Genomic DNA, 14,083 nt, shown 5'->3' with positions numbered 1-14,083 from the left:
GCGTTGAAAGCGCATCCGCGAAACTCCGGTACGATGCACCGTCCGGCGGCCTGGGTTCGTCTCGTCTCGCCGCATCACTCAACTGACAATAAACGGAGTTACGCATGACCTCGCGCGCAGCCTGGATTTCTCGCATGACTGCTTCACTGACTGTCTTGCTGACACTGTCGCTGACGGCGACGGGCGCGTTTGCACAGCAGACGATCAAGATCGGCGAAATCAACAGCTACAAGGCGCAGCCCGCATTCCTTTTGCCGTACAGGAACGGCTGGAATCTCGCGCTCGATCAGGTGAACGCGGCGGGCGGCGTGCTCGGCAAGAAGCTCGAAGTAGTCTCGCGCGACGACAACGCCAATCCAGGCGACACGATCCGCGTCGCACAGGAGCTGATCGCGCGCGAGCAGGTGCAATTGCTGTTCGGCGGCTATCTGTCGAATACGGGTCTTGCCCTCACGGACTTCGCGAAGCAGAAGCGCATTTTCTTCCTCGCCGCCGAGCCGCTGACGGACAAGATCGTTTGGGCCGACGGCAACAAATACACGTACCGTCTGCGTCCGTCGACCTACATGCAGGTCGCGATGCTCGTGCCCGAAGCGGCGAAGCTGAAAAAGAAGCGCTGGGCGCTCGTGTATCCGAACTATGAGTACGGCCAGTCGGCCGTCGCGACGTTCAAGAAGCTGCTGAAGGCCGCGCAGCCCGACGTCGATTTCGTCACCGAGCAGGCGACGCCGCTAGGCAATCTCGACGCGGGCGCGACCGTGCAGGCGCTCGCCGACGCGAAGCCCGACGCGATCTTCAACGTGCTGTTCAGCGCGGACCTCGGCAAGTTCGTGCGTGAAGGCAATACGCGCGGGCTCTTCAAGGATCGCAGCGTCGTGTCGCTGCTGACGGGCGAACCGGACTATCTCGATCCGCTCGGCGCCGAAGCACCCGCCGGCTGGATCGTGACGGGCTACCCGTGGTACTCGATCGATACGGCCGCGAACAAGAAGTTCGTCGCCGACTATCAGGCGAAGTATCACGACTATCCGCGTCTTGGCTCGGTGGTCGGCTACGCGGCGCTGATGTCGATCGCGAACGGCATCAAGAAGGCCGGCTCGACGGACCCCGACAAGCTCGCAGCCGCGTTCAAGGGCTTGAATGTCGATACGCCGTTTGGGCCGATCACCTATCGGCCGCAAGACAATCAGTCGACGATGGGCGCGTTCGTCGGCGTGACCGCGTTGAAGGACGGCAAGGGCGTGATGACGTCGTATCGCTATATCGACGGTGCGAGCGTGCAGCCGTCGGATGCGGAAGTGAAGAAGCTGCGCCCCGCCGAATAGCGCTGAATGGCGTGGGATAAACCCGGATAAAAGGCGCTGCGGAAGGCGCATCCCGAAGGCCGGCTACGCGCATTGCGCAGCGGGCCTTTTTCTTTGTGCGCGCAGGAAGTCACCCGGTGTCACTACGCGGCGTCACTCCTCTGCGTCGTGCTCGGCCACGAAGTGCCGCAGATACGCGAGCACGGCCGCTTCCGCCGCGCGATGGTCCGCGCAGCTCTTCGAGCCGGCGTTTTCCTCGTCGCCGAAGAGCGTCGAGGGCGCGTCGTGCACGTCCACTTCCTGCCCCTCGCGGAAGATGCGGATCTCGTGCACGTCCTCCACATACTCCGCGATCCAGTGGATGCCTTCGATGTGGGTGCCTGCCCTGACTGTCGGTGTATTCATGAGGCGTCTCCCGGCGAGCCGGGTCATCGTGCCGGCCCTTCACGTACCTTCACCTGCCATCGGTGCCTTCACGTAAACCATAGACGCTCGGCGCGCATCGCGCAGCCTATGTTGTGCATCGAATCCGCGTCCATTGTGCTGACCTTGCTTCAACGCAGCCTGCAATTTGCGCATGCTTTCTGAAGCAGGTTCGCTGAAATAGCGGAAAACGCGGGGATTCGCGGCGATGCGCCGCGTCGGATCGGCGAGGCACACCCGTTGCTGCCATGAATAGGCCACCAGTCAAACGGGAGCACTGTCATGCCTGAAAAAGCAACCATGAAGCGTGCCGCCGCCGACAAGCGCGCCGGCAAGTCGTCGAGCACTCAGGCCGGCGAGTTCGTGAAGGAAGAAATCGACCACGTACGCGAAGGCAAACACGGCGTGAAATCGGCGAAGCAGGCGGTCGCGATCGGCCTGTCGAAGGCGCGCCGCGCGGGCGTCCCGCTGAAGCAGCCGACGGCGGGGACGACGAGCGAAACCACCCGCAAGAAGGCCGCCGCCGATACGGCAGCGGGCCAGAAGAAGTCGCCTGCGGCGAAGAGAACGGCGTCCAGGAAGGCTGTTGCCAAGACGACGGGCAAGAAGACGGCGGCACGCCGCCCGAGCAGCGAATCGACGGCCAAGCGCTCGCGCGTCTCCGAGTCCGTACTGAAGCGCGAAAGCGGACGCGGCGCGACGAAGGAAGCGCTGGCGAAGCAGACGAAGACGGCGGCGGCAAAGCGTCCGGCCGCAAGCCGCACGGCTGCGGCGAAGAAGGCTGCTGCGACGAAGGGCGCGGCGGGCCGTTCAGCCGCTGCGAAGAAGGCAGCGCATACGCGGGCTGCGCGCGCGCATCACTAGCGTATGTGTTGAAACGCCGCCGCGTTCGGCACCAAACGGATGAGCGCGGCGGCGCAGATCGAACGCTTACTGCACGGAAGCCAGCGTGTCGCGCACCGTCTGGAAGATCCTGTCGATCTGCGCTTCGTCGATGATCAGCGGCGGCGAGAACGCCAGAATGTCGCCCGTGAAGCGGATCAGCACGCCCGCTTCGAAGCACCTGACGAACGCCTCGTACGCGCGCGCGCCGGGTGCGCCGTTGCGCGGCTCCAGTTCGATGCCCGCGACCATCCCGAGATTGCGGATGTCCTTCACGTGCTTCGCGTCGCGCAGCGCGTGGGCGGCGGTTTCGAACTTCGGCGCCAGCGACGCCGCGCGCTCGAACAGGCCTTCGCGGCGATACAGGTCGAGCGTCGCGACACACGCGGCGGCTGCGAGCGGATGCGCCGAATATGTGTAGCCGTGGAACAGCTCGATCGCGCCTTGCGCGCCGCTGTTGACGATCGTGTCGTGCACCGTGCGGCTCGCCGCGACAGCGCCCATCGGCACGGCCGCGTTGTTGATCGCCTTCGCCATCGTCAGCAGATCGGGCTTCACGCCGAAGTATTCGCTCGCCGTCGCCGCGCCCAGACGGCCGAAGCCGGTAATCACCTCGTCGAAGATCAGCAGGATGCCGTGCTTCGTGCAGATGTCGCGCAGCTTCTGCAGGTAGCCTTGCGGCGGAATCAGTACGCCCGTCGAGCCCGCGACGGGTTCGACGATCACGGCGGCGATCGTCGACGGATCGTGCAGCGTCACGATGCGCTCGAGTTCGTCGGCGAGATGCGCGCCCCACGCGGGCTGGCCCTTCGAGAACGCGTTGTGTTCGAGGTTGTGCGTGTGCGGCAGATGATCGACGGACGGCAGCAGCGCGCCCGAGAACGTCTTGCGGTTCGGCGCGATCCCGCCGACGGAAATGCCGCCGAAGCCCACGCCGTGATAGCCGCGCTCGCGGCCGATCAGACGCGTGCGCTGCGCTTCGCCGCGCGCGCGGTGGTAGGCGAGCGCGATTTTCAGCGCGGTATCCACGGACTCCGAGCCCGAGTTCGTGAAGAAGACGCGGTCGAGCCCTTCGGGCATCAGTTCCGCGACCTTCGACGCCGCTTCGAATGCGAGCGGATGGCCCATCTGGAACGTCGGCGCGAAATCGAGCGTGGCGGCCTGCTTCTGCACGGCGGCGACGATCTCGTCGCGGCTATGGCCCGCGTTCACGCACCACAGGCCCGCGCATGCGTCGAGCACGTCGCGCCCGTCGCTCGAGCGGTAGTACATCCCTTTCGCCGATTCCAGCAGGCGCGGCGCGGCCTTGAACTGGCGGTTGGCGGTGAACGGCATCCAGAAGCTCGACAGGTCGTCGATGACGGGGCGCGAAGTCATGGGTTTCTCCTCGAATGGGTAGCGAAACTGTAGCGTCCGAGGTTAAATGGCGGACATAAACAGTTGACTCACTGCGCTGCTAACTGTGCTGGCCGAATCGCATCGACTGTGCTGTTAGCAGCCGCGCGTGACGACGAGCCGCCGACCTGTCTTGACGCTGAAGATGATCGAACTCGAACTGGACCGTGACCGCCGTTCCGCGCCGACGCTCGTCGAGCAGGTCGTGCAGGGCTTCGCGCACGCGATCGATACGCAGGCGCTGCGCGCGGGCGCGCTGCTGCCGTCGGTGCGTCAGCTTGCGCAGTCGCATTCGCTCAGCACGTTCACGGTGACGGAGGCGTACAACCGGCTCGTATCGATGGGGCTCGTGATCGCGCGGCGCGGCTCCGGCTATCGCGTTGCGCCGCACTCGCGGGCCGCGCATGCGAACACAGTCGACTGGCAGCCGCCGAGCCTCACCGCGACGTGGCTGCTGTCCGACGTGTTCGCCGATCATTCCGTGCCGATCAAGGCGGGCTGCGGCTGGCTGCCGAACGAGTGGATCAACGAAACGGGCATGCAGCACGCGTTTCGCGCGATGAGCCGCGTGCCCGCCGCGCGTCTCGGCGACTACGGGCATCCGTACGGCTTCGCGCCGCTGCGCGCGAAGATCGCCGCGCAGATGGACGGGCGCGGCCTGCCCGTCGACGTGTCGAACGTGCTGCTCGCTCAAGGCGCGACGCAGGCGCTCGATCTGATCGTGCGAACGCTGCTGCGCGCGGGCGACACCGTCGTGGTCGAAGATCCCGGTTATTGCAACCTGCTGCAGATCCTCAAGCTCGCGGGCCTCACCGTGATCGGCGTGCCGCGCACACCGGCGGGCGTCGATACGGACGTGCTGGAAAAGATCGTCGACCAGCATCATCCGAAAGCGATCTTCGTCAACACGACGTTGCAGAACCCGACGGGCGCGACGTATGGCATGGCATCCGCGTTCCGGCTGCTGCAGATCGCCGAGCGCAACCGCATGTGGGTGATCGAGGACGACGTGAGCCGCGAACTTTGCGCCCCCGGCGCGCCCGTTTTCGCGGCGATGGAAGGCTTGCGGCGCGTGCTGTACATCAGCGGCTTTTCGAAGACGGTGACGCCCGCGCTGCGCTGCGGCTACGTCGTCGCCGAGCGCGATGTACTGCGCGAACTGGCGCGCACGAAGATGGCGGTGGGGCTGACGTCGTCGGAGGCAATCGAGCGGATCGTCGACAAGGTGCTGCACGAAGGCCGTTACGCGCGCCATGTCGAGCAGGTCAACGACAGGCTGCGTGCCGCGCATGCGAGCGTCGAAGAGCGGCTCGATGCGTTGGGTCTCGACGTGTTTCACCGGCCGCGCGCCGGGCTCTTTTTGTTCGCGCGTCTGCCCATCGAGCCCGAGCGCGCCGGCGAGATCGCGACGGCGGCTTTATCGGACGGAATCTGGCTTGCGCCCGGCTCCTATTTCCGTCCCGACGACGCGCCGAGCGCGTGGTTCCGCTTCAACGTCCCGCATTCCACCGACGACGCGTTGTGGCGCTTCATCGAACGGATCGGCCGCGACGTTGCGGCGTGAGATCGTGCCAGGCTTTCGCGTCGTGATTCGCCGTGATTTGACGAAAGGCGCGCGCGGCGTCACGGCCGCGCGAGCGCGTCGATCAGCTCGACGATGTGTTCCGCGCCAACGTTGTCTTCCAGCAGCCCGATAAAGACGCGGCTGTAAAGCTGGTCCTGCTGGACCTCGGGAAGATCCATGCGGGCATTTGCGATCGCTTCGGCCGCGCGGTGCGCGGAGCTGACGATTCGTTGTGCGAGTTTCTTTTCCATACCCTGCGCTATCGACAGCCAATTGAAAAGCTTGAGCCGATTTCGTCCCAATCGTGCGTTCGTGCTTCAGCAGAACGAACGCGCATGTGGCGCGTTGCTGCCGCCACCGCCGATCCGTTCGCAAAAGTCGCCGCGCACCGCGTCGCCCTGCTGTTTCCGTATAACGGCATCGCCGCACGGAAGTTGATCGGGATTTGCAAATTCTGACGATCGCGCATGCGCGGACCGCGCTTGGCGTTGCATGGCGGGCCTGTGCGCGGATCACGCGCCCGGAATCGAACGGGTGGCGAATGCGTAGCCGTTCTTGCCGCTGCGCTTGACTTCGTACATCGCGCTGTCGGCGGCCGCGACGAGCAGACGGTGATCGGCGACGCGATCCGGAAACGTCGCGATGCCGACGCTCGCGCGCACGAGGGCGAGGCCCATCTGCGTATCGGTATCGCCGACGCAGTTCATCAGACGCGTGGCGATGCCCGCGAGTTCGCTATCGCCGCCGAAGCCCGACACGAGCGCCGCAAATTCGTCGCCGCCGATTCGCGCGACGAGATCGCCCGGCCGCAGCGACTGGCGAAAGCGCTGCGCGACGGCGATCAGAAAAGCGTCGCCGACGCCGTGGCCCAGCGTGTCGTTGACCTGCTTGAAACCGTCGAGGTCGATGAAGAGCACCGCGCACTTTCCGGGCGTGCGGCCGGCCGCGAGCTGCTCGAGCCGCGCGAGGAATTGCTGGCGGTTCGGCAGGCCCGTCATCGCGTCGTGCTGCGCCGCATGCCGGAACCGATGCGTCAGCCCGGCAAGATGCCGGTGACGCCGCGCGAACACGACGAGCGCCGCCAGCAACGCGCCGCCCACCACGACCATCAGCACGGCGAGCACGCTGGCCACGCGCAGCGTACGTGTGCGGACGTCCGCGCTGATGTCGTCGCGGCGCGCGCGCCAATAGTCTTCGGTGGCGGCGAGCGCGCGATTCATGTCGTCGATGCTGTTCGCTGTATCAAGCGGTTGCCACAGGCGCGGCGCGGGGATCGGGCTGGACGCGATCAGCGCGTCGAGCGCGGCGACGCGTGCGTGCAGTTCGCTCAGCGCTTGCTGATAGTCGGATTGATCGGCGGCCGGCGCCGCGTTTGCGGGAGTGGTCAGTTTCAGCAGGCTCGCGGCGTTGCGCGCGTTCTTCGCGCGTTCGACGGCTTCGAGCACGAGTGCAGCGTATTGCTGCTGAAAGTGATCGGAGTAGAGCGCCTTGACCTGAATCGCGATAAAGACCAGCCCGAACACGAGGCACACCAGCGCGGCCATGCCGACCGCAATGGGCTGCGGACGCCAGCGCGGGCGAGGAGGGTGGTACGGCGTGATGGTCTCCTCCACGCCGCCCGGTCAGGGATGGGAATACGGATCGGCGTTGTTGTTCCGCTCGCGGCCGCGATGGTAGGCGACCTTGCGGAACATCGCCGTCAGCCGGGAGACGAACGTTTGCTTGGGCTTCGCGCGTTGCTGCGCGTGGCGGCTCGCGACGGACGTCTGCTTGCCACGGTCGGCGCGAGCGGCGGAACTGGCGGCCGCAGCCTGCGCGGAACGCGCGGCCTGCTGCGTATCGTCGGCGGTGTCGGCGGGATCAGCGGCATCGGCGGTGTCGGTGGGATCGACTGCATCGTCGGGGGCTTGCGCCAAAGCCAGCGTGCGATTGGCCTGACTGGCCTTGGCGTCGCGCAGCTGCGATGTCGTCGGCGTGGCGGGTATCACGCGGCCCGTCACGGCGCTGGTCGGCAGCGCGGCGCGCGCGGGGACGGCCGATTCGGCGTCAGGTATGACGGCGACAGCCGACGGCGGCGGCCGTCTCGCCGCCTGCACGGCATCGCTGTAAGTCTGCTGGTCGCGGCTGAACCAGATCACATAGGCAGCCGTGCCCATCACGCCGACGGCGAGGCCCATCGCCGAAATCAGGCAGATCTGCACCCAGTTGTAATGCGGGGCTTGCGGGTCTTCGCTGTCGTACGGAAAAAAGCTCGTGTCGTGCGGTTGCCGAGGACCGCTTTCGCGGTCTGGCGAATCATTTGCGTCCATGTGCAACGCCTCCGACCTGTGCGGTCTGCGCTTGTCAATGGCGAATCCGGCGCTGCGTGTCGCTCACGAGCGCCGGAAAATTTGCCTTGCGGATAACCTGCGTCCCGGAGCAATTTGCGAGCCCGATGAACGCCGATGCGCATTGAATGGATCGGTTCGGATGGCGCGGCCCGCGCTCGTGACGGCAGGGGTTATGACGTGGCTATTCTACTGTCAAATCGCGCAGATGGCAGTCGTGAAACAGGGACGTGTGAGGCGCGCGACAGTCGGGCAAAAAACGACACAAAGCTGGAAGGAATTGCACGGTGTCCGCGTGTGGCGGACACCGGCGATTGCGCCGGGGCGCGGCGCGTCACGCGAAAAAGCGCAGCACGATCGGATACAGCGACGCCACCAGCAGCAGCGCCATGACGACGTTGAACGCGCGCAGATAAGCGGGCTTCGACAGCGCGCGCCGCATGGCCGTGCCGAACGCGGCCCATAGGCAGATGCACGGCAAGCCGATCACGTAGAAGAGCACAGCCATCAGCAGCGCATTTATGCCGAAGTCGGCGCTCAGATGAATCGTGGTCGCGGCCGTCAGCACCATCATCCACGCTTTCGGATTGACCCACTGAAAGGCGATTGCTTCGTGAAAGCGCATTGGCCGGCGCTCGCCTTTCTTCATCTTCATTTCGCCGGAGGTCGCGATCTTCCACGCGAGATACAGCAGATACGCGACGCTCAGCACTTCGAGCACCGTGTACAGCACCTCGAAGCGCCGGAACGCTTCGCCGAGACCGAAACCCACGGACAGCATCAGCAGCGCGACGCCCGCACTGATGCCGAGAATATGCGGCAGCGTGCGGCGGAAACCGAAGTTGACGCCCGATGCGAGAAGCATCGTGTTGTTCGGTCCTGGCGTGATGGTCGTGACGAGCGCGAACAGGATGCCGGCGGGCAGGGCGCTCAAGTTTTCGAAGGACATGGACGGCTCCGCGAGAGTTTCGATTTGCGACAGTGTAGCGACGGAAGCCGGTACAGTACCTGTACAGATTTATGGATGATTTCCGGTACGGAAGGCGGCGGGTGGCCGATTGCCAAAGGGGTCCTGTTTGCATAAGACGCCATTAGAATTGAGATTCCCGTCGCTTTAAATGAGATTTTCGACAATTTAAATGAGATTGCAATCGCGTGACGAATTTCCGCTTGCGCGATACTTGATGATTCGGGAAATGCTGTGTGAGAATCGATCAGGCGAGTACGGCACAGTGAGGTGGTCATGCGGCAAGGAAAAATCGCGGAGCGCTTCGATTCGTCTGCAGACCTCGAATGGTCGGGCGCAGTAATATCTAGGGAGGAGTGGATTAAAGATCCCGATGCGGCGTTTGAATTATGGATCACAAGTTCTCTTTCGAATGGTGATCGTGAATTTGCTCGAAACTCGATTGCGATGTACGGATCGATGTTGCGTGCATTTCAAAGATTCCTGAGTGACTGTCGTCCGAAGCAAAATGTATTAACCGTCAATGCCGATCAGATAATGCGGTTTCTGGATAGTTTGGAAGGTCGTGGACATACTCTTCCGCGCAAAGGGCAGGAAAAAAGACCTCCTCAAGCAAAAATTGTCCAAAGTGCTATTCAAATGGCAACAAAGCGCCGATATGCCTTCTTGCTTTCCAAGCTTATGGTTAATTTAATAGAAGTTGGTTGTCGCCAATTAAATCCTTTCCATGAGGATGTGCCCATTGTGGCGGGTTACGATCTCGAACCGACAATAATTTTTTTAAGTGAACCTGAAGATCTGCTGTTGCAAGATTACCTATTGAATAGGCTCGACACGTCGGAATGGTGGCAAAAACGACGACGGATCATGTTGCTTTTTATTTTGGCTACAGGAGTTAACGTGGGCGAAGCCACTGCTGCGGCGATCGACGATTTTATGATGGATAGTGGCACGCTTTATTTTTGCGCAGTTAGATGTGATTCATTGACTAAACGTCGTATAGTGCGCTACCGAGTGCCTATTCCAATGTTTTGCTGTGAGCCAATACGAGACTGGCTCGATGAAAGACGTACCTATCTGGCTGATTCAAATTGTGACGATAAAACGCATGCCTACCTTGCTTTTCCGCGAAGGGAGGCTGGTGGAAAATTATCGAGCGTAGCTGTTTATTTTAGTGTGAATGTTTGTCTACATGAAATCGGGTTTCAAGCGAAAGATATGGGGCCGCGGATACTTCGTTATACATTTTTGCGAAGACAAATATTGCAAGGGTTATCCGATGAAGCCATCATGTCAATGTGCGGGCTGACGACGGCTAAAACGGTGCGGAGAATGAGAGACGTAATTAGAAATTTTGATTGCGAGCGCCCTTAATTTTGTACATTGCGCTGTGCTTGTATCCATATCTGCCCATTATCGGACGCTTGCCGGAGGATTTTTTGTCCCAAACCACTGATCTGGAGAGCTCTCAGCATCAATCAATATTTGCCAGTCCTGAAAATAAGAAAATTTGAGGTGTTTAAACCCATTCCTTCAATTGCCCAGAGCTCGCGTCGCGAGTCATTCCGTGGCATCCGGGCATTTATCTAGGCGGCGTTTGATCATTCACCTACGCGTCCGAGAAACGAACTCGAACCTCGGAATGTGTCATGAACGGTGAGGTCCGTCGGGAAAACTCCCTTCCACAAAATCCCGTAGTTGCGTGAGGTCCGTGCGCGCGTACGCGGCCGTCGTCTGCACCGACGCGTGCCCCAGTAACGTCTGCGCAACGGGCAGCGGCACCGCGTGATCGACCACGAGCGTGCGCGCATAGCCGTGCCGTAACCAGTGGGTCGACGCCGCATGCAGCAGCGCGCGCGTCGCGGTGTCGCCCGGCGGTACCCGCTGTTCGGCCGCCTGCAGCACCGCCTTCACCTCATCGTAGAGGCCGCTGTGACCCAACGCGTCGCGCTTCTCGCTATGGATCAGCGGGATCGACTCGAACGGCGCGGGTTCGGCGGGGAGACCCCGCAGCACGCGATAGTCACGGAGCACCGGTACACAGCGCGACGGCAGCGGGATCGCCCGGCCTTTGCCGCCCTTGCCGCGCACGTGCAGCGTCCAGCGTTCTGCTGGGCGCGCGGACGGGGCGCCGCCGGTCGGGGCGGCTGGAGCCACCGCGGTGGCCGCTTCCGTATCCACGCTCAGGCGCGGTAGTCCCTGTTCCGCGGACCATTCGAGCTCGGCCAGCCGCGCGCCGGCAAAGCGGTACAGCGACCAGATCGCGCAGCGGCGTTCCCAGACGAGCGGCGACACCTCGGGTGGCCGCTCGCCGGCCGTCACCGCATCACACAGCATCAGCAGCCGGGCGGGCAGGATTCGCGACGGCGTCCACGTCATGCGCGCGGCGCCGTCGCCCGACAGTTCGACGGCGGGGTTGACCACCAGGTAGCCGGTTTTCTGCCAGTAGCGGAACAGGCTCGAGACGACCGCGAGCGCGCGCCGGCGGCCCGCATCGCTGCCGGTCTGGCGCGCGGTTGATGGGCGGCGCGTGGTCTGGCGGTCAGTTGGCGTCGTTCCGCGGGTTGGGCCCGCGCGTTCGAGTGAGCGCCGGAACGCGAGCAGGTCGTCGCGCGTCAGGTCCGACAGGGGGCCCCGCCGGTGCGCCTCGCACCAGCCGATCAGGCGCCGCAGTTCGGTCCAGTACGCGCGCAGCGTGTGCGGCGAGCGCTGGGCGCGGTCGCGCAGAAACAGCGCGAGCGCTTGCGCGTCATCGGCGGCGCCCAGCGAATTCGTGGTCGTCGCGTTCATGAACCGGCCGGCGCGGGTGAGCCATGTACGCAGTACCGCGGGATCGCCATCGCCGGAGACGAGTGCGAATGTGTCGGCTCCGCTGGGAGTGATCTGACCATCGACCGTATCACCGGCTGTACTGTTCATGCCGCGGTCGATATCGGGCGAGCCGGGCGCGGCGGCCTCGGTTCCTTCAGGCAGGTAGCGGAAGCGGCGCCGGTGCGCGCGTAGCACGCGCGTGAGGATCACGTCGGCGGTGGGGGCGTTGTCGTCGGCGGCGAGGTGCAGGCGCCCGTGCGCCCAGTATTCGATCGCCGCGTCGTGCTCGAGCAGCAGTGCGAAGACGGCGGGATGCGCGCGTTTCGCGTCGGCGAGCGACGGCGCGACGCGCTTGAGGTCGGCAAGCGTCCAGCGTCGGTACACCGGATGGCCCAGCACCTCGGCAACGTAGGCGAGCGCGGCATCGGTGCGGGACGGCAGCCGTTGCACGGGCAGGGTGCCCGTGTCGATCCAGTCGGCGGGTGTCATGACGACGGGCTCTTGCGCGAACGGGATGAGCGGGACCGCGGGCGCGGCGTAGCGGCGACCGCGGCCGCGTGGCCGGGACTCACGTTGCGAGCCGGCTGGCGGCGAGCAGGTCGTGGCTGCGCGGCGGGCTGCATCAGCTCCGTCGTACGCGCCGTCTGCAGCGCCTGCAGTGCATGCCGCTGTTCGGCGACGACGGTCGCGAGCGCCGCCGCTTCGGTCGCGGCCTGCCGGTGGGCGTCGCGTCCGCTGGCGAGTTCTTCCAGCAGCCGTTCGCGTAGTCCCTCGAGCGCCGCGATCCGGGTCTGCGCATCGGTGAGCGCCGCGGTGAGCCGTTCGCGCTCCGCAGCGAGCGCGTGACGCTGGTGTTCGGTCTCCTGGAGCAGGCGTTTCGACAGGCCCTCGTAGCGGGCGTGCACGGCCGCGAGCGCGGCCGCATGGCCGGCTCGGGCCTCGTCGAGCGCCTGGATCGCTTCTGCTGCGGACTGTCTGAGCGCTGCGGCCGTCTGCTCCCGTTCGGCGAGCGTTGTCATCGCGACCCGGCATTCGGTGCGGGCCGTCGCGAGTTCGGTGTCGCGAGCCGACAGTTGTGTACGCAGGTCGGCCAGTTCCACGCGCAGCAGTTCGACGCGCAGGTCCGCGTCGTGCCTGGCGCCCTGTGCGGCCGCCATCGCGTCGCGGGCTTCCGCTTTCAGGCGTACGACGTCGTCCAGCTGCACGCTGACGGCCGCGGCCCACAGCGCGCGCATCTGCTCTGCGATCGCGTCGGGCAGACCCGGTACCGCGACCTCAGCGAGGCCCGTCTGCACCAGTTCGGCCTCGAGGTCGTTCAGCGCGCGCGACAGCATCGCGGGGTCGCCGGCGCCCAGGCGCGCGCGCAGGCGCCGCACCGACACCGCGTGGCGGAAGCGCTCACGGGTGACCGCGTTGGCTGGAGTAGCCGGGGCGGTGGACTCTGCGTCGCCCGCTTCGGCGAGCATCGCCAGCACGGTGGCGCGGATCTGCTCGGGGCTGACGGCGGCGGGACGGGCCATGGCGGGACTCCGGCGCCCGGTTGGAAGAAGGGCGCTCCATCCAGTCTAGTGCACGGTCGGGTTCACGCACGCGCCGAACGTCAGGAAACCGTTTTTTGCAGGAAAACAGCGGCGGTTCCGGTGATAAACCCGCTTATCACCGGAAAACGGCACCGGCTCCCAATAGTGCGTTGCGGCCCGTCATGCGTGCGGGCGGTGCCAACGAAGAAGGGCGGATGAGGGTAGAGCGCCATCGATGACCGGTTGATTCGCGTGTGTTTCAGCGGCGTGGCTTGCCGCGGCGAACTGCGCCTGTCGGCTTTATGGCAAGACGTCCGCACAGCTGTTTGAGCCAGCGTCGAACCCACACGCGATCGTCGGGACTAAGCTGCTCTAGCAGTTCGACGATGTCGACGGCGACATGCCTGGATTCACTTGAGGGGGGAACGAAGAGGCTGCTCACTTCAATCCCGTAAAGAGATGACAGGGCAACCAGGCGTGCTGGCGAAGGCCACGACCTGCCGGTTTCAATCCGGCTGATCGTCTGTTTGTCGAGTTCGAGAAGTTCCGCGACTTCTTCCTGCGTTCTGCCTGCGTCGAGACGCGCATTGGCCAGCGCCCGCCCTACCTGAACTGCAATTTCTTCTTCCGCGCGCGAAGCCACCGGGTGAACACCTTTGGTTGTTGATCGACGTGGAATCGTCGCTGCGTTCGCTTATTCTGGTAACATCATTAAATGCCTATGATGTAGGCGCAATATGCCTATCCGGAAAGCGTTCCGAATGACGGCCTGTGCACTCGCATGCTAGCGGTGCATGTCCGGGACCTGGACGATCCCCGGGTCGCCTGCGCATGCACGGACTACGGAGGACGCGTCGAGCCAGCACACAGTGCCATTTCAGGCCTGCCAA

General features: G+C 64.2%; 14 protein-coding genes. 5 read left to right on the top strand and 9 right to left on the bottom strand.

The window, feature by feature from the left end; all coding sequences use genetic code 11:
* Positions 1-104 precede the first annotated feature (104 nt).
* Positions 105-1,325, top strand: a complete 1,221-nt coding sequence (locus tag AB4Y32_RS10290) for an ABC transporter substrate-binding protein (RefSeq protein WP_368721239.1) — start codon at positions 105-107, stop codon at positions 1,323-1,325.
* 132 nt (positions 1,326-1,457) lie between these two features.
* Here AB4Y32_RS10290 and AB4Y32_RS10285 read toward each other — a convergent pair whose 3' ends face one another.
* Positions 1,458-1,709: a hypothetical protein gene (locus tag AB4Y32_RS10285; protein WP_087735112.1), complete on the bottom strand. Its 252-nt coding sequence runs from the start codon at positions 1,707-1,709 to the stop codon at positions 1,458-1,460.
* A 300-nt stretch (positions 1,710-2,009) separates the two neighbouring features.
* On the opposite strand from AB4Y32_RS10285, the gene AB4Y32_RS10280 reads away from it, so the two are divergent.
* Positions 2,010-2,591, top strand: coding sequence for a DUF6496 domain-containing protein (locus AB4Y32_RS10280; RefSeq protein ID WP_368721238.1), 582 nt, complete (start codon positions 2,010-2,012; stop codon positions 2,589-2,591).
* A 66-nt stretch (positions 2,592-2,657) separates the two neighbouring features.
* Here the strand turns inward: AB4Y32_RS10280 and AB4Y32_RS10275 are convergent, their stop codons facing one another.
* Positions 2,658-3,986, bottom strand: coding sequence for an aspartate aminotransferase family protein (locus AB4Y32_RS10275; RefSeq protein ID WP_368721237.1), 1,329 nt, complete (start codon positions 3,984-3,986; stop codon positions 2,658-2,660).
* A 163-nt stretch (positions 3,987-4,149) separates the two neighbouring features.
* Here AB4Y32_RS10275 and AB4Y32_RS10270 point away from each other — a divergent pair, with 163 nt between their 5' ends.
* Positions 4,150-5,568, top strand: a complete 1,419-nt coding sequence (locus AB4Y32_RS10270) for a PLP-dependent aminotransferase family protein (protein ID WP_368721504.1) — start codon at positions 4,150-4,152, stop codon at positions 5,566-5,568.
* A gap of 59 nt (positions 5,569-5,627) precedes the next feature.
* Here the strand turns inward: AB4Y32_RS10270 and AB4Y32_RS10265 are convergent, their stop codons facing one another.
* Positions 5,628-5,819, bottom strand: coding sequence for a hypothetical protein (locus AB4Y32_RS10265; protein WP_152758257.1), 192 nt, complete (start codon positions 5,817-5,819; stop codon positions 5,628-5,630).
* A gap of 84 nt (positions 5,820-5,903) precedes the next feature.
* Here AB4Y32_RS10265 and AB4Y32_RS10260 point away from each other — a divergent pair, with 84 nt between their 5' ends.
* Entirely contained in the window at positions 5,904-6,026 is a 123-nt protein-coding gene (locus tag AB4Y32_RS10260) for a hypothetical protein (RefSeq protein WP_368721236.1), read from the top strand.
* Between the two features lie 54 nt (positions 6,027-6,080).
* Here the strand turns inward: AB4Y32_RS10260 and AB4Y32_RS10255 are convergent, their stop codons facing one another.
* The 3 genes from AB4Y32_RS10255 to AB4Y32_RS10245 form a co-directional block, all read right to left on the bottom strand.
* Positions 6,081-7,181, bottom strand: a complete 1,101-nt coding sequence (locus tag AB4Y32_RS10255; RefSeq protein WP_368721235.1) for a diguanylate cyclase domain-containing protein — start codon at positions 7,179-7,181, stop codon at positions 6,081-6,083.
* Positions 7,182-7,190: 9 nt separating this feature from the next.
* On the bottom strand, positions 7,191-7,877 hold the full coding sequence (locus tag AB4Y32_RS10250) for a hypothetical protein (RefSeq protein WP_368721234.1): 687 nt from the start codon (positions 7,875-7,877) through the stop codon (positions 7,191-7,193).
* 352 nt (positions 7,878-8,229) lie between these two features.
* Entirely contained in the window at positions 8,230-8,844 is a 615-nt protein-coding gene (locus AB4Y32_RS10245; protein WP_368721233.1) for a LysE family translocator, read from the bottom strand.
* Between the two features lie 294 nt (positions 8,845-9,138).
* Here AB4Y32_RS10245 and AB4Y32_RS10240 point away from each other — a divergent pair, with 294 nt between their 5' ends.
* Positions 9,139-10,236 carry a tyrosine-type recombinase/integrase gene (locus AB4Y32_RS10240; protein WP_368721232.1) on the top strand — a complete coding sequence of 366 codons (1,098 nt, stop codon included), beginning with the start codon at positions 9,139-9,141 and terminating at the stop codon, positions 10,234-10,236.
* A 273-nt stretch (positions 10,237-10,509) separates the two neighbouring features.
* Here the strand turns inward: AB4Y32_RS10240 and AB4Y32_RS10235 are convergent, their stop codons facing one another.
* The 3 genes from AB4Y32_RS10235 to AB4Y32_RS10225 all read right to left on the bottom strand — a co-directional run bounded on the left by AB4Y32_RS10235 (position 10,510) and on the right by AB4Y32_RS10225 (position 13,836).
* Entirely contained in the window at positions 10,510-12,162 is a 1,653-nt protein-coding gene (locus tag AB4Y32_RS10235) for a tyrosine-type recombinase/integrase (RefSeq protein ID WP_368721231.1), read from the bottom strand.
* Positions 12,159-13,193, bottom strand: a complete 1,035-nt coding sequence (locus tag AB4Y32_RS10230) for a DNA-binding protein (RefSeq protein WP_368721230.1) — start codon at positions 13,191-13,193, stop codon at positions 12,159-12,161. Before AB4Y32_RS10230 ends, AB4Y32_RS10235 begins: the two co-directional genes overlap by 4 nt.
* A 259-nt stretch (positions 13,194-13,452) precedes the next feature.
* On the bottom strand, positions 13,453-13,836 hold the full coding sequence (locus AB4Y32_RS10225) for a helix-turn-helix domain-containing protein (protein WP_368721229.1): 384 nt from the start codon (positions 13,834-13,836) through the stop codon (positions 13,453-13,455).
* Positions 13,837-14,083 lie beyond the last annotated feature (247 nt).

Origin of the sequence: Paraburkholderia phymatum (assembly GCF_040965635.1) — a bacterium.
Classification (GTDB): Bacteria; Pseudomonadota; Gammaproteobacteria; order Burkholderiales; family Burkholderiaceae; genus Paraburkholderia; species Paraburkholderia phymatum_B.
This window is presented reverse-complemented; position numbering and strand designations above follow the sequence as displayed.